A 20,422-nucleotide genomic window follows, 5' to 3' on the forward strand; every position below is an offset into this window, starting at 1 on the left:
AGAAACTGTTTATGAAAAATCAAGTATCAAAAAATATTTACTATACACTAGAAGTAGATTATTCAAAAAATAGAGTCTACCTTTCTATACTCCAAAAATGGAACGATGAAGATGATTTTTGTCATTTTTTTGAAGAATGGCATGAAATAATAAACAAAATAACTGTAGACTTTACCATCATTTGTGATTTTCGTTTGATGCCTATTTTGTCTCGCCAAATGGTAAAAGTTTTTGAAAATATGCAAGAGTATGTTTCTAGAAATGGACTTTGTCATATTGCTGAAATTGTAGCAGAAAATGATATTTCTAATTTGCAAATGGCTCGTATTGCTCAACATTCTGGAGTTCCGATAAGTAGATTCGAAACATACGAACTAGCTGATAGATTTTTAGATAAGTTTTTGGATGAATGTAGATAAAACATAAAAAAAATTTATTGTAAAATGAAAATAAAATTAATTGACAGAAAAAATTATATGTTTTCTATTGATACATCAAAAAACCGTGTCTACTTTCGACTTCAAAAAGGAGTTTGGAAAATAGAAGATATGGATATTTTTTTATCTGATTGGAAAGATGTAATTAAAGAAATTCAACCTAATTTTACTATTCTATCAGATATCAGAAATATGCAAATACAGTCTCCAAAGTTAGATAAATATCATGAAGAAATTCAAAAGTATGTAACTGAGAACGGACTTTTAAAGGTTGCTAGAGTTTTGCCAAATAATGATATTGTAAATTTACAGTTTGGAAGAATTGCTGAGCGTTCCTCTCTTCCTCAAAATATATTCTATACAGTAGAAGATGCTGAAAATTTTTTAGATAAAATCAAAAAAGACTAGAGCAAACGCACGAAATTTTTTTATCTTATTTTTGCTACTTCATACAATAAACCTTGCAATATGATACACTAAAATAGAATGAATTATAAAATTACCAATCCAATTAAAATTGAATTGTTTGAGAAAATATATATAAAAATGTTGATAAAAATAATTTTAAATTCTATTCCAAATATCCAAATACATTTTCCATTTTCCCTCTGTTTTTTTCCAAACAATGACGTACTTTCCCTTAAAACTAGATTTTTCTCCTTCTTTAGATTCTGATTCTCCTTCGTAGTATCCAAAATCATAGGCATAATCACCTACTAATTTTATCTCTAAAGGTGTAATTTTATGATTCAGAATTTTGCTTCCATCTTTGATAATCCACTTTTCTTTTATCGCTTCTCGTCCATCAATAATATCCGAACCACTAGGGAAAATCTTGGCATCAATAGAATAAGAATTTGCAATCGCCTCAAAGTCAGCATTCATATAAGCTTTAGAAAAAGCATCTATATTTTTCAATATAATTTCTTTTTCTTGGTGTGCTGTGAGTTGAACTTGTTTTTTGCAAAATATCTTCCAAGTTGGATAAATGATAGATTCATCTTTGCTTACCCAAGCTCCTGTCCAATCAAAGCTCTCTTTAGAAATATTTGAGAACACAATTTTGTAAAAACCTGCTGCACCAGTTGGTGAAGGTTGATTTTTATACAAAACTATATCACCTTGTTCATTTTTATTTCCTTCCCAAACCGACATAATAGGAATAGCTACTGAGCTACTATAATAATGCACATACCAACGAGAACTATCTGAATTAAACTGACGAATACTGCCTGAATGTTTTCCATCAGCCTTTAGAGTTTGGTCTTGAATAGCCATTCCATTCATGATATATTTGAATTCCCAAGTCATGGCAACTGTATCTGACCATTCTGTCTGATTAATTCGACTGACTGATTTGCAATTACATTTTCCAATTAAATCAGCATAATCTAAAATTTCTTTTGGTGCATCTGCATTTGGTGTGCCATACTGATTTTCTAATGAAGGTTCATTTTTATAAGTGCTTTGAGCTTTACAAATTGAGATAGAGAAAAGCAACAAGATAAAAAATGATACTAGTGTATTTGTTTTCATTTGATTGAATGTTTTTTTATTCAAAGAATTTTTCTAGCTCAAGTTAAAAAAATAAACAACAAAAAAGGCTTTCAAACTAAATAAGTTTAAAAGCCTTTTTATAATTTTGGTTCTATATATACTTTGAAGTTATTTAAGAATGGACATTTTATGGAAGAATGAACACTTTATCCGTGTTCTGGTCTTAAACAATTTCTAACTAACTTCGATAATTTTCTTCATACAAAATTTTTCGAATTTCTAATTGTTTTTGAATAATTTCATCACTTATTTTATCATCATTATATTCATTTTCAATTATTTGTTCTTCTATGCTCTTTGTTTTTTCTTGCGATTCATTAGGATTGATTTTAAATCCAAGTATGGTAACATCGTCAGTTTGTTTATTTAGATTTCTCCATTTAAAAAGGGTTCTTTTAAAGACAAGACGCTGTTTTTTCATAGGCTGCTCATAAATTTCTAGCAGAAGTTTTCTTAAATTTTTACTATAAAATTTTGTATTATTTTTTCCTCCAAATTGGTCTTGATAACCATCAGAATACATATAAAAAGTAGTTGGAATAGAAATATCTATCTGATGATTTGTAAAATCTCTAGGTATAAACTTACGAGTAAATGTTTGTCCTATACTCATTCTATCTCCTTTTATCGCCTTTATTTTTCCATTCTGTATATAAGTAAGAGGAGCTTTAGCACCTGCAAAAGAGAGTTGATTTTGATTACTATCAATTGTACAAATAGAAATATCCATTCCATCTCTCACATCATTTCTACTGATAAATAACGTAGAAAAATAATCTTGTAAAGCATCTAAAATAAGAGAAGGTTGTGTAATTCCTTTTTCTATAATACTATTCAAAAGGCTTTCTCCTATCATTGTAAGCATTGCCCCTGGAACGCCGTGCCCCGTACAGTCTCCAAGAGCAATTATTTTTTTGTTTTTTACCTCTTTACACCAAAAAAAATCGCCTGAAATAATGTCTTTAGGACTATAAAACACCATATAATTTTCATTTCCCAAAATTTGAGTTAATTCCTTTGATGAAGGAAGCATTGCTTCTTGAATACGCAGGGCATACTTAATGCTATCCATTGTATGTGTATTGGCTTTACTTAATTTTTCAGATTGTGTCTTTAACTCTTCCGTTTGTTGGGAAAGTTCGGCATTTGAAGCTATAAATTTTCTAGCTGATTCGCTGGCTACATAATTGAAATAAGCTGTAATTGTAACTACCATTATACCAGCACTTATTAAATTCATTATTCCAAATGTAAATACTCCTGTTTCTGAAATTTCTTGTAGAGGTGCAAAATTAGAAGTATAAAAATAAAGAGCTAGATAAGAAAAAAAAGCAATCCCATTAGAAATATAAGAAGTCATACCAAAACGACCTGTTAAAAACGAAGTCATCATTGCCAAAAATAGATAATAATGAAAGTTAGAATCCCAGCCTATAATAATAACTGCACAAATAGCGTGAAGAATAATTTCTCCTATAGCAACAGTTAATAGTGTAGACGTATTTGAGTCAATTTGTCTGTTTGCCATAAAAATAACAGCAAAAAGAAAACAACTAGCTATATTAAAATATGCCATTGAATATACTCCAAAAATCAGAAAGCATATCAAAAATACTACATGAGCAGAAAAACCTAAAACTCCTACCATCGTAAGAATAGCAAAATCTCGGTGCTTTTCAGGAGCTAAGTGTTTTGGAACACGTAAAAATGGAATAGAATCTAGCATGAACTATCTAAGAGAGTTTAAAAAATGACTATTGCCTTCTTTGTAGCTTGTTTTTTATTAAATAACATACAAAAAATAATGATTGAAAAATAGTATAAAGGCTAGGAGGTAATAGTTGGAGACATAACTAGATTATATAGATATAGTTTTATAAATTTTCTGATTTATTAGAAAAATTATATAAAATTAGAAATTATTTTATTCCATTTGTCTTAATTTTTCAGCTTTTGCAATTGCTATATTTCTATTCTTTTGAATAGAAGCCGAAATTAAGAATACTTATTTCATATAAAATCCAAATAGGAATTCCGATTAGACACTCACTAATTATGTCTGGAGGAGTATAAGAGCTATAGCCGTTGTTGGTGTCTCTACCGACGACCATCAAGAAAGGAAGTCAAAGTGAACCTTCAAAAAAGAAAACTTTTTAAAATATCAGTTGTCAATTATAAAAAAGATAAAACGCCTTATACTTGTCAAGTTCAAATCTTTCCTCTTTATTCTAATGAAGTCACCCATTTTATGGCTCTAGAAACACAAATAAGATAAATCTAGTAAAGGGCGATAAAATAATACAAAATCATTTCACAAAAAACACTACCTTTGCAGCTTGAAAAGGTGGTGTTTTTTATATAAAAACACTGAAAAGGGAATACGGTCATCATTTTATGTGATTTATTCCGTAACTGTACCCGCAACTGTGAATTTGGTTTTTTGATAGTTATCAAGTAATTCTACTTCAAAAAATAATTGTGTTCTACATACCACTGCCTAATTATAAATTTATTCAATTCGTAATTTTTAATTAGTTACACTGATTATTTCATAATTCGTAATTGATTTAGGTGGGAAGGTCAGCAATTTTTCAAATCAGTCAGGAGACCTGCCTTTTCTATTCTTGTACTCTCAGTTCGGGAAAAAACTAGAGTCATTATTTTATTTTATTCTTTTTAATTTTTATGTCTATTCGTAATTCTAATTTACGTCCAAACTTTTGGACTCTGTTTTTGTATGTTCTTATTTCAGTTTCTGTTTTTTCTTCTTGTAATGATGACGGAGAAAATACTCCTGATATTCTTGAGGGAAAATATGCACAAGGTTATTTAGTAGTTAATGAAGGTGTTTTTGGAATGAATAATTCTTCAGTTGGACACATCTCTACATCTAATAGTGTTACTCAGCAAATTTTTCAGACCGTTACTGGTGATAGTTTAGGAGATCAACTTCAATCTATATCTATTTTGGAAGATGAAGCTTATTTGATGGTAAGTGGAAGTGATAAAATTGAAGTTGTACATAGAGGAACATTCGAAAGACAGGCAACTATTTTTGATACTACCACCTTCAAATTTGCAAACCCTCGTTATCTTGCTGATGTTGGAAACAATAAAGCATATATTACTACTTGGGGAAATTTTGGAGATATTCCTGCAAAAATTTTGGTTATAGATACTCAAACAAAAAAAATTATTACTACAATAGAAGCTAGTTCAGGTGCTGAATATGTAGTGTTTGACAGTAAGACTAAAAAAGCATTTGTTGCTAATACTTTTGGTTCTACTATTTCAGTTTATAACCCTTCTAGCAATGTATTAGAAAATACAATTGATATTTCTCCAAATAGTCCAAAAGATATGCTTTTAGATAAAAATGGTGATATTTGGGTGACAGCATCTCCTTTTGGTTCTTCAACTGGAGCAATCTATAAGATAAATACATCTACAAATAGTATCGAAACTACTATTCAATTGAATGCAGGAAGTGAAAATGTAGGTGGACAGTTAGCTATTAATCCAAGCAAAGATATTTTGTATTATAATTTTAGCAGTGGAATCTATGAGTTACCTATTACTGCGACAGCTCAAGCTACAACTCCAATTATTCAGAATGGTGCTTATGGGGTAAGTATTGACCCTTCAAATGGTGATATTTGGGTAGGAATTGCTAATTTTCAAGGTCCAGAAGGAAATGAAGTAATACAATATGACAATAAAGGAACTCTAAAAAATACATTTACTGCAAGTGCAGGTCCTAATGAAGTTATTTTTCTTCCTTAATAATCTAAAATTAATACTATTTTATTTCTCCCTATTAAAGAAGTTGTCTCGTCTTGAAATAATGTTACAGTTTTTTAGATAAATTATATATACATCAGGCAGTTTCTAAACTGTCTGATTTTTCTTTTTTATAGGTTCTTATTTGAACATTTTCTTCTTGATTCTTTATTATATATTTGTACGCTTTGCTCTACCAGTTGTTTCATCCAAGTCAAATAAGATTGTTGAGTTTCTAGTAAAATTCTTGTTTCAAAATATGCATTGACATGTTCTGCAACTGCATTTTCGTAGGAATTATAAGATTCTGTAATACTACACCGAATACGATTTTTAGTCAAAATTGTTTGATATTCATCACTACAATATTAGGAAGACACATCAGAAAAATAAAAAACCACTTTTAGAGTTTATTTTCTAAAAGTGGTTTTTTGTTGGACTTTTGACTTCAAATAAATAAAGGCTACTCTGTCTCTACTTTTTTGACATTATCATCAGGGTGTCTGTCGATAAGTTTATTAAGAGGATCAATTCCAGCTTTTACAGGCTTTCCTTTTACTTTAATTTTTAATGTAGAGTTTTCTTTTGTGATTTGATGTTTTTCAAGATATAAAAGAGGAGCAAACTTATAACCTTCTGCATTTGCTTCGGTTGGTTCTTCTCCATAAACTCCAATATCTATCCATTCAGTCAAAGGCAATTCAGTTTCTTTTCCTAAAGAATCTGCAACTACTTTTCCACTAGAGAGTTCTAAGGTAACTTCATACATATCATTACCCAAATCTTTATAAGTTGCATTTTCGACTTGATTTTCATAAAAAGTAATGCTTTCTACTAAATCAGTAATCAAATATTGAAGCGAATCAGGGGTAACAGCTTTTATTTCGTTGGTCAAATCAGTTGTAGTTGGATAGTGTCCTTCACTAAACTTCCATTTATTGAGATAATTTTTCAAGGCAAGATTTATTTTATCTTCGCCAATATAATCCTGCAAAGCATACATAATCAAAGAACCTTTACGATAATGAATATATTGCTGTCCTTCTACCAAATCTAAAGGAAGCTCTTTCTTTTTTTCATTACTTCTTCCTCTTAAATAACTATTCAACTCATATATCAAGAATTTTTGAACAAGTTCTTTAGGATATTTATGTTTCATTACCATCAAAGCCGAATATTGAGACAGCGTTTCAGAAAGCATTGTACTTCCCTGCACAGGAGCTTCTGTAACTTGATGCCCCCACCATTGATGTGCTGTTTCATGTGCTGTAACATAATAATTCATATCAACATCTTCTTGCTTCATATCTAACATAAAACCAATTTCCTCTGAATAAGGAACTGTATTGGCAAATGATTGAGCAAACGATTGATAACGAGGAAACTCAATAATACGCAACTGGCGATGTTGATATTCTCCAAAATTTTCAGAGAAATAAGACAAAGCATCTTTCATTCCGTTCATCATTCTATCCAAATTAGCTGTATGTTCTTTGTGATAATAAATTTCAAGAGCAACTTCTTTTTGTGTTCCATTCGAATCAGTTTTTGACTTCCAAATATCTTTCATTACTTCATATCTACCTGATTGCATAGCATAAAAATTAGCCATCGGAGCATCCATTTTGTAATGGAAATAACGTCTATCATTTTCTGTCCACTCTTTCTGTAAATAACCTGGGGCAATGGCAATTTGGTCAGGCGAAGTGCTTAAAACAATTTCAAAATCAATCATGTCAGCATCATTTCCAAAAAGATTATGCGAATGAAATTTCTCTTCCTCACGAGCTGGCATACGTTCTTTTTCTGGCAAATCATATTCTTTTCGTTTGTCATCACTTGAAATTTCATAGCCTTCATTGTATCCTAAAGAAGGAAAAAAGCCATTATTAAAGAATGTTCCGTTTTCTACCACTTGTGTATTACTTCCACGAGTGACAAATCCTTCTGTTTCCAAAACCATTTTAAAATTGAGTTTCATGATTTCATTGGGTTGTAAAGGTTTTGCAAGTGTATAGATTTCATAATTAAATTCTTCAAATTTATCTTTCAGACCAACTTCTTTTGAAAATTTCAGATATTCTGTTCGGATATTTCCTCTGTCTCCTTTTTGGATATGAATATCTTTTATAGGTTTATCTGTTTTGTTCTTGAGTGTAAAATAACCTTCAGCAACTACATTTCTTTCACTTGGAAAAATATCAACTTTAAGATTAGCAGCCGTTATTTTTGGTAATTCTACATCTTTGTATTGCTTCAATTCTTTTTCATAGGCTACTTGTTGTTTTTCTTGCTCTTTAGAGTTTTTATATTCATTCAAAATATTAGTATTATAGAATGCAAAAGAACCTAAAAACACAACAGCAACAACACTTACCATAAGACCAGCAACCCACATTTTATTGATTCTGTATTTTCCAATTTCAAATCGTGTTTTAAGATTTGTTTCTGTTCCTCTTACTGAGAAATAAATAGCTAAAAACAACAAAACTATAGAAAACATAATCCAATAGGCACTCATCCAAGAAAAAGGAGTTACAAAATGTCCAAACGTATTCATATCTGAATATGTACCTAAACTCATTCCACTTCCAAAGTGAAACAGTGGATGTTCTACATCAATATATTGTAAAAGACCATCAACAATAAAAATTATAATCATTGTAGCAAATCCAATGAATTTATTATTGACCATGACTTGTACAAATAAGCCAAGTAAAGTGTAAATAATGAGCATCGAAAGTGTATCGGTAAACATTGTCTTGAAATACAAACCGAGTTCATAATTATAATATCCTTTGAAAGTTTGTATCAAAACGCCTGTAAAAATTAGCATCACAATCAAAACAGAATAGGATAAAACAAGTCCAAAGAATTTACTAATAATTCCAATCCATGTTTGTGTAGGAAGTGCATCAAGAATTAAATCCATTTTAGCTTCTCGTTCTTTCCAAACCAATTCTCCTGTATAGAAAACAGCAATAATTAAGAAAAAGAGTGTAAACTGACTTTGAATAAGTTCTATAACAGAATACGTTGTAGGAAAAGAATATGCTCCATAAAGTCTGTTCATATTCATTGAAGCAGCAAAAGTCATGAGCATTCCAGCAATTACGACAGCAAGAAAAGGAACTTCTTTAAAAAGGCTTTTAAAATAGAAAATAGTTAGTTTGAAAACGTGTTGAGTGGTTGCACCAAAGCCAAAATGAAGATTTACTTTAGGTAACTTGGTAAGCACAATTGAAGTAGCAATCGTTTTCTTTTCTGCTTTAGGTTTTATAAAACTCTGACGAACAACACGAAAGGCAAAACCTTTGTATAAAACAAATAAAGATACAAAAGCAATACTGAGCCATAACAAACGATTATACAAAACAAAACCTGTAAGTTGTGCTGTTTGCGAGTTTTTCTGTGCAATAGACCAATATTCTGTTTGTCTTCTAAAAGCTGAAATTCCAAATGGATCTAGCCAAGCAACAATATCTTTATATTCTAATGAGCTAGAAAGTTGGAGTGCAACAATATAAAGCACCAAAAGTAAAATTCCTTGTGTATAAACGACTAACATTTTACGGCTCAAAGCACCACCAGCAAACATAATTGTTCCACTAATAAAGAGGTTTGTTATACCAAAAAGTAAAAATGGTTGTAAATAATGCCAAAGATTAAAGGCTAAAAAACGATCAGGCTCAGAAAATGATTTAAGATAACCTAAAGTCATTCCAAAGAAAGCACCACTAAAAACAAAAATTAGAATTATAAAAGAACCTATAAAACGCCCAAATAAATAATCTCGTTTAGTAATAGGCGTAGTAAAGAGCATAGAATGGGTTTTATGTTCAAAATCACGCAAAATTCCTACTCCCATAATAGCCGAAACTATCATACTAAAAAAAGCTGTAATAATCAGGATTGTATCGGCAAGAGTAACAGGAGCATTTATTTTGACTTGTCCTGCTGCGCCACCAATTTGTACAAAATCACTTGTCATGGCTGCAAGTGTAAGCAGAAAAAGAATGGCAAAATAAAGATAGGTTGCAGGACGCTTGAGCCTATATTTGAGTTCGAAACGAATGACTTCTAAAAGCATATTTCTTAGTGATTAGTGATAAATGGTAAGTGATAAGCGAATTACAGGAATGAGTTCTCATGTTTTTTTAAAAAACTTTGTTAGTAGTTTTCAGTAATCCACTATTCTTTCTAACTATTGACAGCCTTCTGAAAAGAATTGTCAAAGTCAAAAAACGAATAATTGAAATTAACTGGTTACTATTTGCTGGTAACTGCTAACTGGTGACTGCTAACTGTATTAAAATAAACATCTTCTAAATCAGCCTCAACAATTTCGAAACCGTCTTCAGGTTGCGTTTCAGAAAAGACATGAATGACTGGTTTTCCTGCGCTCATTCTATCGGAAATCACATTCATTCTCTTTCCATAACTTTCTACTTCATTTCTTTCAATTCGTTTTCTCCAAATCTTATTTTCTAGCTTTTCAATTGCTCTGAGAGGGTGAATCTGTAATAATACTTCACCTTTATTTATAATTGCCATATCCGTACACAGTTCTTTTACATCATCTACAATGTGAGTAGAAAGAATTACAATTGTGTTTTCGCCAAGTTCACTCAAAAGATTATGAAAACGATTTCGTTCGGCTGGGTCTAGTCCTGCTGTGGGTTCATCTACAATAATGAGTTCTGGATTGGCTAAAAGAGCTTGAGCAATTCCGAAACGCTGTTTCATTCCTCCACTAAAACCTCCTAAATTCTTTTTTCTTTTATCGTATAAATTTGTCTTATTTAAAAGCGCAGCTACTACTTCTTTACGTTCTTTTTTATTTGTAATTCCTTTCAAAACTGCCAAGTGATCCAATAAAACCTCTGCACTTACTTTTGGATAAACGCCAAATTCTTGAGGTAAATAGCCCAAAATTGAACGAACTTTATCTTTTTGTTCTAAGACATTTATTTCTCCTGTTGAAGATTGAAATGAAATTACTCCACTATCTGCTTCTTGTAATGTTGCTATTGTTCTCATAAGAGAAGATTTTCCTGCTCCATTAGGTCCTAAAAGTCCAAACATTCCTTTGTTAATAGTAAGGGAAACATCTGTAAGAGCTTGCACGCCATTGGCGTAAGTTTTATTGAGATTTTTGATGACTAATTGCATAAAAAGTAGTTAAGTGAGTGAAAAATGATTTTTAATTAACTTCTGTAATAGAGTGCTTTTTTTGTAATATGTTGCACGATAAGATGGAGAATTACAGTTTTTAAGAAAAATTTTATTTTGAGTAATTAAATATTGCTTCATTTTCTTCCTTAAAATAACACAATAAGAATTTCAAAGTAGACCAAAATTTTGTATGTTTGTTTAAAACAAAAGTATTACTATCAAAAATGCTTTTTATTTACTTCCTCAATAAGTAACACATTATTTTTTTGAAGTATTTCTGATTACATAAGAAAGCTAAAACATCACACAAACACTGCTTAATTACTCTTACAAAATGCCTAATTCATTTCCCAAAATCACTACTACTAAAAAAAATACTTATTCAGAACCTTCTCTTTTTGGAAACTTCAAATATGATGTTCCTGCTGGTTTAGTTGTTTTTTTGGTCGCTCTTCCTCTTTGTCTTGGAATTGCTGTGGCATCAGATGCCCCTGCATTTTCTGGTATTGTTGCTGGAATTTTAGGTGGTTTAGTTGTTCCTCTAATAAGTCGTTCGGCAATGGGGGTGAGTGGTCCTGCTGCTGGTCTGACTGCTATTGTAGTATTAGGAATTGCAGACACAGGTAGTTTTGAGTTATTTTTATTAGCTGTTTTTTTGGGGGGACTTGTTCAACTTGTTCTTTTTTTTATGCAAGCAGGAACAATAGCTTATTTTTTACCCTCTTCTGTTTTGAAAGGAATGCTCGCAGGAATCGGTATGATTCTGATTTTAAAACAACTCCCTCATGCTCTTGGCTATGATGTGGAAGCATTTAGTGAAGATGAGTTTTGGATTTGGGGAACAGATCAAAATGCTGTTACAATGATTTTGGCTGCTCTTAAAAATGCTTCTAAAAATCTAAATGCAATTGTCATAAGCGTTATTAGTTTATTTGTATTAATTGTGTGGGATAGAATTCCGTTTTTGAGGAAATTATCTTTTCTTCCTGCTGCTTTAATGGCTGTTGTGATAGGAACATTAATCAATGAAGCATATTTATATTATAACTTTGAATCTTCAATTTTTTCTCCTTTAGCTTCTTCTCATTTAGTTGATTTGCCCATGACAGATGAACTAAAAAGTCTTTCTACTCAATCTGTTCCTACTTTAGAGTTTATACAAATATCTCTTTCTAATTTTTGGCAACAGCTTACTTTTCCCAATTTTTCGCTTTGGGCTGAGCATATTAAAGACTGGGATATTTGGGTATTGGCTTTTACTATCGGTGTCGTGGCAAGTATAGAATCCCTTTTAACAATTGAAGCTGTTGATAAACTTGATCCTTACAAAAGAAATTCGCCTCTTAATCGTGAGCTTTTGGCGCAAGGTATAGCTAATACTATTGCTGGTTTGGTAGGGGCAATTCCTGTAACAGCTGTTATTGTCCGAAGTACAGCAAGCATTGGTGCAGGTGGACGCACTCGTATGTCTGCCATTATACACGGATTACTTTTGCTTATTTCTGTTATTTTCATTAGTCAATATCTCAATCATATTCCCTTGGCTAGTTTAGCAGCTATTCTTTTAGTGGTGGGTTATAAACTGATTAAGCCGTCTACAGTAAAAGAAATTTATCAAAAAGGAAGAGAGCAATTTGTGCCTTTTATAGTGACAGCAATAGTTATTTTGTTCTCTGATTTACTTATCGGAATTATGGTCGGAATTGTTGTAGGATTTTTCTTTGTAATTCGTGCAAATGTAAAAACAGCTATTTCCATCAAACAAGTTGGTAGAGATGAAAATCATTTTGAAATTGTCTTTAATAAAGATTTATCTTTTGTCAATCGTGCCTTTTTAAGAGATATTTTTGCTAGAATTCCTAATCATACTTCAGTGATAGTAGACGGAACAAAGGCTCATTTTATCGATAAAGATATTGAAGATACAATCAAAAACTTTATAAAAGAGTCTGAACAACATGACATTCAAGTTACTTTAAAAAATGTAACTTTTACAAGTTCAGAAGAAGCTATAAAAAAACATGAAAAGAAAAATGGTAATGATGATTTTTTTGAAGAAACAAAATCGTCGTTATAAATAGTACAAAACCAATCAAACCTCTAACGCAAAAAAAATATAGTATGCCAAAATCTTATTTAGATTTATTAGAAAGTAACAAAAAATGGGCGTCTACAGTCCAAACGTATAACCCTACTTTTTTTGATGAATTATCACAAGGACAAAATCCAAATTATCTTTGGATTGGTTGTGCTGATAGTCGTGTACCTGCATCAGAAATTACAGGAGTAGTTCCAGGGTCAATTTTTGTACATAGAAATATTGCAAATATGGTTGTTCATACAGATATGAATATGCTCAGTGTGCTTTTTTATGCTGTAAAAGTTTTGAAGGTAAAACACATTATTGTTTGTGGACATTATGGGTGTGGTGGCGTGATTTCGGCCATGCAAAAAGAAAAATTTGGTTTTATCGACAACTGGCTTCGTCATATTAAAGATGTATATCGTTTGCACCAAAAAGAGTTAGATGAAATTGAAAATCAAGAAGAGAGAGCAAACAAGTATGTAGAATTAAATGTTATGGAACAAGTTCTTAATTTATCTAAAATTTCTTTCTTAAATGAAGAGTGGGAAAAAGGTGAGTTTCCATATATCCACGGCTGGGTATATAGCTTGAAGGATGGAATTCTAAAAGATTTGAATATTACAACCAATACCACAGAAGGTTTGGAATCTGTTTTTAAGTTTAGTGAAAAGACAAGTAAAATATTCTAAAATAAGCCTACTATTGATTACTTTTGTATCCTTAAAATAAAATTTGCGCTTATTCTCAAGTATGATTTATCCAAAATTATACTTGAGAGAGAGTATTTTGTTTAGATTTAACAGACACTCACTCAACAAATATAAACGAAAGATACGTGAAAAATAAAATCACCTTTGTTATTTTATAGCATATAACACAACTTAAAACAAAACTATTTTATTAAAAATAATTACAATCATAACTAGTTAAAATATTGAAAACTCTACTATCCAAAATACAGATAAAAATAAATGAACGAGTTTATTTAAAAGACCCAGAAAGTTCTGAACTTGGACGTAAAATTGTGCGTCAAAGTATTTCACTTATAGATACAATAGGATTGGAAAACTTTACTTTCAAAAAATTAGCAAAAGAAATTGGTTCGACAGAAGCCTCAGTGTATCGTTATTTTGAAAACAAACACAAACTTCTTATTTATTTAGTTTCATGGTATTGGAATTGGATGGAATATCAGCTTGTCTTTCAGACTAGTAATTTAGAATCTCCTGAAAAAGCTCTTGAAACAGCTATTTCTACGCTTGCAAAGCCTATCGAAGTAGATAATCAGTATGATAACATTGATGCAACAGCTTTACATAGAATTGTAGTTTCAGAATCTGCAAAAGCCTATCTAACAAAAGAGGTAGATAATGATAATAAAGAAGGTTATTTTGCAAGCTATAAAAGACTTACACATAGAGTAGCTGAAATGATTTTGAAACTGAATCCAAAATACAAATTTCCAAATGCCATCGTTTCTATTATTATGGAAAGTTCGCATCAGCAAAGTTATTTTGCTAAACATTTACCTACACTAACAGAAGTAAAAGGAGATGATAATGAAGAGAGTTTGATAGAATTTTTGACCGACTTGATTTTTAATGCCTTGAAGGTAGAAAGGAAAAAATAAATTTTATGTGTTTTTATACTAGTTTTGCTCTCCTAACATAGTGAACTTGTTTAAGAATGGTGATTTATTTTTTTAAAAAGAGGTCAAAATAGTTATACTTGTAAATCATCACATTTTCAATCTAACTATTTTTCCCTCTATGTACGTAAACTTATCAAAAAAATTTATAACCGAAAATATTTTACCTTATTTACATCAATTTACAAAAGGTCGTCGTATAAAAGTAGCTCTTTGGCGTATTATCCAAGCCATTGTGTATCGCTTAAAATCAGGGAGTCAATGGCGAGAACTTCCTATGAAACAATTTTTCGGAAACTTATCAATTCGCTGGAATACAGTATATTACCATTATAATAAATGGTCAAAATTAGGAAGTTGGAAGAAATTATGGATCAAGTATTTAGAAGATTATCGTGGAGAATTAGATTTTTCTATTTGTCAGCTAGACGGCAGCCACACTTCAGCTAAACGAGGAGGAGAAGGTATTGGATATTCCAAAAGAAAAGCAGGAAAAACAACCAATGCACTTTTTCTAACGGATAAAAATGGTATTCCAGTAGCGATGTCTGTTCCAAGAGCAGGCAATCATCACGATGCTTTTGAACTTGAAAAAAATATGCAATCTATGATAGATGATTTGAATGCTTCTCAAATTAGAGAAGGAGGAATTTTTCTCAATGCTGATGCAGCCTTTGATACACAAGCCTTTCGTTCTTTTTGTAATCATTTAGATATTGTAGATAATATAGATTTTAATAAAAGAAATAAAAAAGACCTTGATAATCAACCATTTAAAGATGAAGAAATGTATGAATTGAGATTCGTTATTGAAAGAACTAATGCGTGGTTAGATGCTTTCAAAGCCTTAATTATGAGGTACGAAACTAAAATTCATACGTGGCAAAGTTTACACTATTTAGCCTTTACTTTAATATTTGCCAGAACTAGAAAAAAACATTCTTAAACAACTTCAGTTTTAAACAACTAATTTTATTGGGCAATAACACACAAAAAGATTATGCAATTCAGACTACAAGTAGTTAGGGAAGTTGAATACAAATTTAGTCAACCTTAAAATAGACTGCCTGATTTATGTATAATTTATCTAAGAAATCTGTAACACTATTTCAGGACTAGATATTAATGTAAAATATAGTAAAAAATAATTTAGAAAGTAATTTAAAAAGTGCTACCTTTGTAGGCTCAAATGGATTAACCTGTATAGAGATGATTAAATTTAGATGATTGTCAAGGATTATTTGATTTATTTAATTTTGTATACCATTCATTTGATTTAAGTTGCTTTTTTTTAATTCAATAAAACAGTGCAATTATGCCTAAGATGAAAACCAACTCAGGCGCAAAAAAACGTTTCAAACTTACTGGTAGTGGAAAAATAAAGCGTAAACACGCATTTATGAACCACATTCTTACTAAGAAGTCACACAAACGTAAGAAGCGTCTTGCTCAATTTGCTATCGTTCATTCAACTGACGAGAAGCGTATCAAAAAATTGCTTATCAACATGAAGTAATAAATAGCAATTACGAATTAAAAACTACCACTTATGAGCATTAAGTTCTGATGATAAGTAGTTTATAATTTTCAAATTGATATCTTATTTCTATTTCTAAGCAAATTGTTTTTAATTTTTCTATAATTAGACCTAACTAAGTATAGAATAGACAACTATCGCATACAAATCGTGTATGCACCTTTTTTAATTTTAGGTTTCTTTTACCAGAGAATAGGCTCTTAGTATAAATTACGAATTAAAGATTACGAATTATGAATGAAAATTCAGCACAGTTGAAATTTCATTGATGATAAGTGACTTGAAAGCAGTAGCTTTAAAAAATTCTAATTTCAATAAGAACAAGTATAAAAGATTTTTTCTTTTGTCGCCAACTCTCAAAAATTGTTATAATTATGCCTCGTTCGGTAAACCATGTAGCTTCCCGTGCTCGTCGTAAGCGAGTAATGCAACACGCCAAAGGATTCTTTGGTCGTCGTAAAAATGTTTGGACAGTAGCAAAAAATGCTGTCGAAAAGAGTTTTGAATATGCCTATATAGGTCGTAAACTCAAAAAACGTGATTTCCGTAGTATCTGGATTCAACGTATCAATGCAGGCGCACGTCAGCATGGAATGTCTTATTCTCAATTTATGGGCAAAATTCATAAAGCAGGAATTACGTTAAACCGTAAAGTTCTTGCTGATTTGGCTATGAATCATCCTGAAGCATTTAAGTCGATTGTAGAAAAAGTAAAATAGATACCATCTATTTTATAAGACTATAATTTCTTATATAAGTTTTTAAAAAATCCTCTTTTCTATGATTTAGTTCTAGCGAAAAGAGGATTTTTGTTTTTTATAGAAAAAACTCTTCTAAAAGAATAAAAAACAGCAAAACTATTTTTAGTTGTCAAGAGTTTTTTTATCTTTCGTACTTACTTAATTTTGACACACAAATATTTTAATAGATTTTTAATATTATAATTACTTTTTCTTACTGAGCGTATATTTTTATCTTTTTGAATTCGTAATTTTTAATTTTATACTTGATTCAACCATTTAAGTGGAAATCGTTTTAACTATTTCAGCCTTTTTTTCAGACTTCTTCTCAAACCTAGATTGGACACAAATCAAGGTCTTATTGGTGTATCTATCTATTCCTATTTCAAGTGGTATTATTGGTTGGGCTACCAACTGGATGGCTCTCTTAATGACTTTTTATCCTCTTGAGTATATAGGAATTAAACCTTTTGGTTGGCAAGGAATTATCCCTTCAAAAGCGCAAAAAATGGCTACCAAATCGGTAGAAATGCTGACATCCAAACTCTTACGTATAGAAGAACGCTTTCAACAACTTGATCCTATCATTGTTGCTCGTCAAATGCAGCCTGAATTAGAAACATTGAGTGTCAAGATTATCAATGAAGCAATGGAAGCACAAGCAGGAGTGATTTGGAAAAACACACCAATTCCTATCAAAAAGCAAATTTATGAGCGTGCAAAACAAGAAATTCCGAATGCAGTAGCAGATATTATGCTTGAGGTAAATGGTCAAATTGACAAGTTATTAGACCTTAAACGTATTGCTATTGAAACTCTAATGGCTGACAAACAGCTTGTTAATGAAATATTTTTACGTTGTGGTGAGAAAGAGTTTAAGTTTATAGAGGTTTCAGGTTTTTGGTTTGGAGGTCTTTTTGGTTTGGCTCAGATGGTTCTTTCTTATAATTTTTCTTCTGGTTCTTGGTTTATTTTACCTGGATGTGGTTTGATAGTGGGTTACTTAACCAATGTTTTAGCTTTAAAACTGATTTTTGAGCCGTTAGAACCTATTAATATTTTAGGAATTTATAAATTTCAGGGTTTATTTTTAAAACGTCAAAAAGAAGTAGCTAGAGAATATGCAAAAGTAATTACAGAAAAAATACTTCCTACTGAAGTTATGACAGAATATTTGGTAAGAGGTCCTGCTTCAGATAGACTCGCCATTATCATAAATAAAGAAGTTAGTAATTTGGTTGATAATGTAGTAGAAGATATGGCTGGGGCATCTCGTCCTATTTTTACACTTGTGGCAGGAAAGCGAATGGATATTGCCAAAAACATTGTTATGTTCCATTTTATGAGAGAACTTCCTATTGTCGTCAAACAAACAGAAGAATATGCAGAAGAGGCTCTCAATTTGGAAAACACACTTGCTGAGAGAATGGGTAATCTTTCTTTTAAAGAATTTGAAGAATTTTTGCGTCCTGTTTTTCAAGAAGATGAATGGATTCTGATTTTGGTAGGAGCTGTTTTAGGAATGTTTGCAGGTATATTACAATTTGTAGTGATGTGGTATTTTGGATTGGTTTAAAATTTGGAATCTTTATTTTAAAATTACATGCGTACTATTCCTGAAAAATGATTTTTATTTGCTTAATTTATAGGAAACAATCCATTAAAATAAAATTAATATAGAAAAAATCAATTATTTTGAGCTTTATTGCAACCTTTTTGCAAGTTTTTGGGTCATGATAATAAAGGGAATTTAATGTAATTATATTTAGTTAACAAGTTAAAAACACCTAACTAAACTCCTAATTTTTCCATTTTTATTATTATTTACTTATCTACTTCAAATTTGTATTCTCATGAAAGCCCACAATATTCCATTTATCTTGATGATTATCTTGATGCTTGGAGCAGGAATTACAGCCTGTCAAAAAATTAGTCCACAAGAAAAAACTTCTCAAGGAAGTTTATTAGTCCGTACTGCAACTATTCAAATTTTTGATGAAAATAGTGTAGACCAAGATGCTGACAGACTATGTGGCTATAAAGTGGCTTTTTTATTAAAAGATGGGACTTATATTCTTCCAACTAATTTGAATACTTTCTTAGAAGACCCTTCTCACAACCAAATTGTCAATATTACTTATCGTTCAGAAGATAGCAAAACTATAGATTGCGCAGAAGCAAAAAGTGTTTATTTAAGTCATGTCGATATTCCTTCTCTTTCAGATTTAGATTAATCAAAGTTTGTTTTCTGATGTAAATACCAAAGTAAAATTAAATGCAAATTAAAAATTAATTAGCGAGTGATTTGGCTTTGCCGAGCTATCAGTTATATGTATAGTTAATTTTTTATAGATACTTAACTGATTTCAAAGACTTCGTTTTTTTAGAATGACCCAAATCACAACAGGCGCACCAATAAGTGCTGTTACAGCATTGATAGGCAATACTTTTGAAGACATGGGAAGCTGAGAAACACTATCACAAATCAAGAGCAAAATTCCTCCAGCTAAAGCTACAGCAGGAATAAGAATTTGATGACGAGCTGTTTTTATCAAAATCTTGGTAAGATGTGGAACTGCTAAACCAATAAAACCAATAGGTCCACAAAAAGCAGTAATACTTCCTGCCAAAATACTTGTTGTGAAAATAATTCCTAAACGAGTTTTTTGCAAACTCAATCCCATACTTTGGGCATAACGTTCACCCAAAAGCAGTGCATCTAAAGGTTTGTGCATTGCCCAAGCTATCAAAAGCCCCATAAAATTCAGTACAAAAAGAAATGGTAGTTTATCCCACGTAACCTGCGAAAGACTGCCAAATGTCCACAATAGATACGATTTTATAGCCTCAGCATCGCTAAAATATTGTAAAATACTAACAATTGCACCTGTCGCACTTCCAAACATTAAGCCCACAATTAAAAGAGCCATATTATTTGAAATTCTGATTGATGCAATAATCACCAACGACAAAACAAGTGCAGCTCCCAAAGTAGAAGCTATACTTGTTTGCCAAAGTGAACTTTGAGACAATAAAGAATTTAGAAAACTATTTGCTGAAAGTCCAGAAACAAAAAGCATTAAAATGGCTACTCCCAAACTTGCTCCAGAACTAATGCCAAGAACAAAAGGACCTGCCAAAGGATTACGAAAAAGCGTCTGCATTTGAAGTCCCGAAATAGAAAGAGCCATTCCAACAATAACAGCAGTTAGAGCTTTTGGCAATCTAAACTCCCAAATAATAGTAACCCAAGAGGACTTAGAAGCCGTTTTTTGAAAAATAATCGTCCAAATTTCAGATAACGGAATAGATACAGAACCCAAAGACAGATTTAATCCAAATAAAAAAGTCAAGACTATAAAAAGTGTACTAAAAATGAAAAGATAATTCTGTTTTTTCAAATTTCTAAGGATTGGGATTGGAAATTAGAGAGTGGGAAATGAAAATACATTATTCATTCAC

General features: G+C 31.0%; 17 protein-coding genes and 1 riboswitch. Of the genes, 11 read left to right on the forward strand and 6 right to left on the reverse strand.

The genetic code is table 11. From position 1 onward, the window contains the following. Window positions 1–11: 11 nt before the first annotated feature. Both V9L05_RS20205 and V9L05_RS20210 read left to right on the forward strand, forming a co-directional pair. A complete protein-coding gene (locus V9L05_RS20205; protein ID WP_338791674.1) occupies window positions 12–419 on the forward strand; it encodes a hypothetical protein in 408 nt (135 codons plus the stop codon). A 24-nt stretch (window positions 420–443) separates the two neighbouring features. Next, the gene (locus tag V9L05_RS20210; RefSeq protein ID WP_338791673.1) at window positions 444–845 is read left to right on the forward strand and encodes a hypothetical protein; all 402 of its coding nucleotides are present in this window, start codon (window positions 444–446) and stop codon (window positions 843–845) included. A 156-nt stretch (window positions 846–1,001) separates the two neighbouring features. Here the strand turns inward: V9L05_RS20210 and V9L05_RS20215 are convergent, their stop codons facing one another. Beyond that, window positions 1,002–1,973: a DUF4440 domain-containing protein gene (locus V9L05_RS20215; protein WP_338813690.1), complete on the reverse strand. Its 972-nt coding sequence runs from the start codon at window positions 1,971–1,973 to the stop codon at window positions 1,002–1,004. Window positions 1,974–2,172: 199 nt separating this feature from the next. Next, window positions 2,173–3,720 carry a SpoIIE family protein phosphatase gene (locus tag V9L05_RS20220; protein ID WP_338813691.1) on the reverse strand — a complete coding sequence of 516 codons (1,548 nt, stop codon included), beginning with the start codon at window positions 3,718–3,720 and terminating at the stop codon, window positions 2,173–2,175. Between the two features lie 599 nt (window positions 3,721–4,319). Next, window positions 4,320–4,626: riboswitch (cobalamin riboswitch) on the forward strand. Between the two features lie 53 nt (window positions 4,627–4,679). Between V9L05_RS20220 and V9L05_RS20225 the strand changes: the two genes are divergently transcribed. Further along, entirely contained in the window at window positions 4,680–5,777 is a 1,098-nt protein-coding gene (locus V9L05_RS20225; protein ID WP_338813692.1) for a DUF5074 domain-containing protein, read from the forward strand. 128 nt (window positions 5,778–5,905) lie between these two features. On the opposite strand, the gene V9L05_RS20230 is transcribed toward V9L05_RS20225, so the two are convergent. From V9L05_RS20230 to V9L05_RS20240, 3 genes are all read right to left on the reverse strand, one after another. Continuing rightward, entirely contained in the window at window positions 5,906–6,115 is a 210-nt protein-coding gene (locus V9L05_RS20230) for a hypothetical protein (RefSeq protein ID WP_338813693.1), read from the reverse strand. 122 nt (window positions 6,116–6,237) lie between these two features. Further along, complete coding sequence (locus V9L05_RS20235) at window positions 6,238–9,864, reverse strand: M1 family aminopeptidase (RefSeq protein WP_338813694.1); 3,627 nt, start codon at window positions 9,862–9,864, stop codon at window positions 6,238–6,240. Between the two features lie 179 nt (window positions 9,865–10,043). Then, on the reverse strand, window positions 10,044–10,946 hold the full coding sequence (locus V9L05_RS20240; RefSeq protein ID WP_338813695.1) for an ABC transporter ATP-binding protein: 903 nt from the start codon (window positions 10,944–10,946) through the stop codon (window positions 10,044–10,046). Between the two features lie 337 nt (window positions 10,947–11,283). On the opposite strand from V9L05_RS20240, the gene V9L05_RS20245 reads away from it, so the two are divergent. The 8 genes from V9L05_RS20245 to V9L05_RS20280 all read left to right on the forward strand — a co-directional run bounded on the left by V9L05_RS20245 (window position 11,284) and on the right by V9L05_RS20280 (window position 19,194). Then, complete coding sequence (locus V9L05_RS20245; protein ID WP_338813696.1) at window positions 11,284–13,026, forward strand: SulP family inorganic anion transporter; 1,743 nt, start codon at window positions 11,284–11,286, stop codon at window positions 13,024–13,026. A 44-nt stretch (window positions 13,027–13,070) separates the two neighbouring features. Beyond that, a complete protein-coding gene (gene can, locus V9L05_RS20250; protein WP_338813697.1) occupies window positions 13,071–13,724 on the forward strand; it encodes a carbonate dehydratase in 654 nt (217 codons plus the stop codon). Between the two features lie 245 nt (window positions 13,725–13,969). Next, window positions 13,970–14,665 (forward strand): TetR/AcrR family transcriptional regulator, encoded by a 696-nt coding sequence (locus V9L05_RS20255; RefSeq protein WP_338791663.1) that lies wholly within the window; start codon window positions 13,970–13,972, stop codon window positions 14,663–14,665. 139 nt (window positions 14,666–14,804) lie between these two features. Then, window positions 14,805–15,629 carry an IS5 family transposase gene (locus tag V9L05_RS20260; protein WP_338812380.1) on the forward strand — a complete coding sequence of 275 codons (825 nt, stop codon included), beginning with the start codon at window positions 14,805–14,807 and terminating at the stop codon, window positions 15,627–15,629. A gap of 369 nt (window positions 15,630–15,998) precedes the next feature. Beyond that, window positions 15,999–16,199 (forward strand): 50S ribosomal protein L35, encoded by a 201-nt coding sequence (gene rpmI / locus V9L05_RS20265; protein ID WP_014796322.1) that lies wholly within the window; start codon window positions 15,999–16,001, stop codon window positions 16,197–16,199. A gap of 395 nt (window positions 16,200–16,594) precedes the next feature. Next, the gene (gene rplT / locus V9L05_RS20270; RefSeq protein ID WP_338764352.1) at window positions 16,595–16,939 is read left to right on the forward strand and encodes a 50S ribosomal protein L20; all 345 of its coding nucleotides are present in this window, start codon (window positions 16,595–16,597) and stop codon (window positions 16,937–16,939) included. A gap of 304 nt (window positions 16,940–17,243) precedes the next feature. Further along, window positions 17,244–18,536 (forward strand): hypothetical protein, encoded by a 1,293-nt coding sequence (locus tag V9L05_RS20275; RefSeq protein ID WP_338813698.1) that lies wholly within the window; start codon window positions 17,244–17,246, stop codon window positions 18,534–18,536. Between the two features lie 277 nt (window positions 18,537–18,813). Next, window positions 18,814–19,194, forward strand: a complete 381-nt coding sequence (locus V9L05_RS20280) for a hypothetical protein (protein ID WP_338813699.1) — start codon at window positions 18,814–18,816, stop codon at window positions 19,192–19,194. A gap of 132 nt (window positions 19,195–19,326) precedes the next feature. On the opposite strand, the gene V9L05_RS20285 is transcribed toward V9L05_RS20280, so the two are convergent. Beyond that, window positions 19,327–20,361: an iron ABC transporter permease gene (locus V9L05_RS20285; RefSeq protein ID WP_338813700.1), complete on the reverse strand. Its 1,035-nt coding sequence runs from the start codon at window positions 20,359–20,361 to the stop codon at window positions 19,327–19,329. Window positions 20,362–20,422: the final 61 nt, after the last annotated feature.

It is taken from the genome of Bernardetia sp. Wsw4-3y2 (genome assembly GCF_037126295.1).
Lineage (GTDB): Bacteria > Bacteroidota > Bacteroidia > Cytophagales > Bernardetiaceae > Bernardetia.

Bases quoted from the DNA above. Each gene is read 5' to 3' on its own strand.
- V9L05_RS20240 (WP_338813695.1), bottom strand. From the start codon at position 10,946: ATGCAATTAGTCATCAAAAATCTCAATAAAACTTACGCCAATGGCGTG.
- V9L05_RS20235 (WP_338813694.1), bottom strand. From the start codon at position 9,864: ATGCTTTTAGAAGTCATTCGTTTCGAACTCAAATATAGGCTCAAGCGT.
- V9L05_RS20225 (WP_338813692.1), top strand. From the start codon at position 4,680: ATGTCTATTCGTAATTCTAATTTACGTCCAAACTTTTGGACTCTGTTT.
- V9L05_RS20215 (WP_338813690.1), bottom strand. From the start codon at position 1,973: ATGAAAACAAATACACTAGTATCATTTTTTATCTTGTTGCTTTTCTCT.
- V9L05_RS20220 (WP_338813691.1), bottom strand. From the start codon at position 3,720: ATGCTAGATTCTATTCCATTTTTACGTGTTCCAAAACACTTAGCTCCT.
- V9L05_RS20210 (WP_338791673.1), top strand. From the start codon at position 444: ATGAAAATAAAATTAATTGACAGAAAAAATTATATGTTTTCTATTGAT.
- V9L05_RS20280 (WP_338813699.1), top strand. From the start codon at position 18,814: ATGAAAGCCCACAATATTCCATTTATCTTGATGATTATCTTGATGCTT.
- V9L05_RS20245 (WP_338813696.1), top strand. From the start codon at position 11,284: ATGCCTAATTCATTTCCCAAAATCACTACTACTAAAAAAAATACTTAT.
- can (WP_338813697.1), top strand. From the start codon at position 13,071: ATGCCAAAATCTTATTTAGATTTATTAGAAAGTAACAAAAAATGGGCG.
- rpmI (WP_014796322.1), top strand. From the start codon at position 15,999: ATGCCTAAGATGAAAACCAACTCAGGCGCAAAAAAACGTTTCAAACTT.
- V9L05_RS20260 (WP_338812380.1), top strand. From the start codon at position 14,805: ATGTACGTAAACTTATCAAAAAAATTTATAACCGAAAATATTTTACCT.
- V9L05_RS20205 (WP_338791674.1), top strand. From the start codon at position 12: ATGAAAAATCAAGTATCAAAAAATATTTACTATACACTAGAAGTAGAT.
- rplT (WP_338764352.1), top strand. From the start codon at position 16,595: ATGCCTCGTTCGGTAAACCATGTAGCTTCCCGTGCTCGTCGTAAGCGA.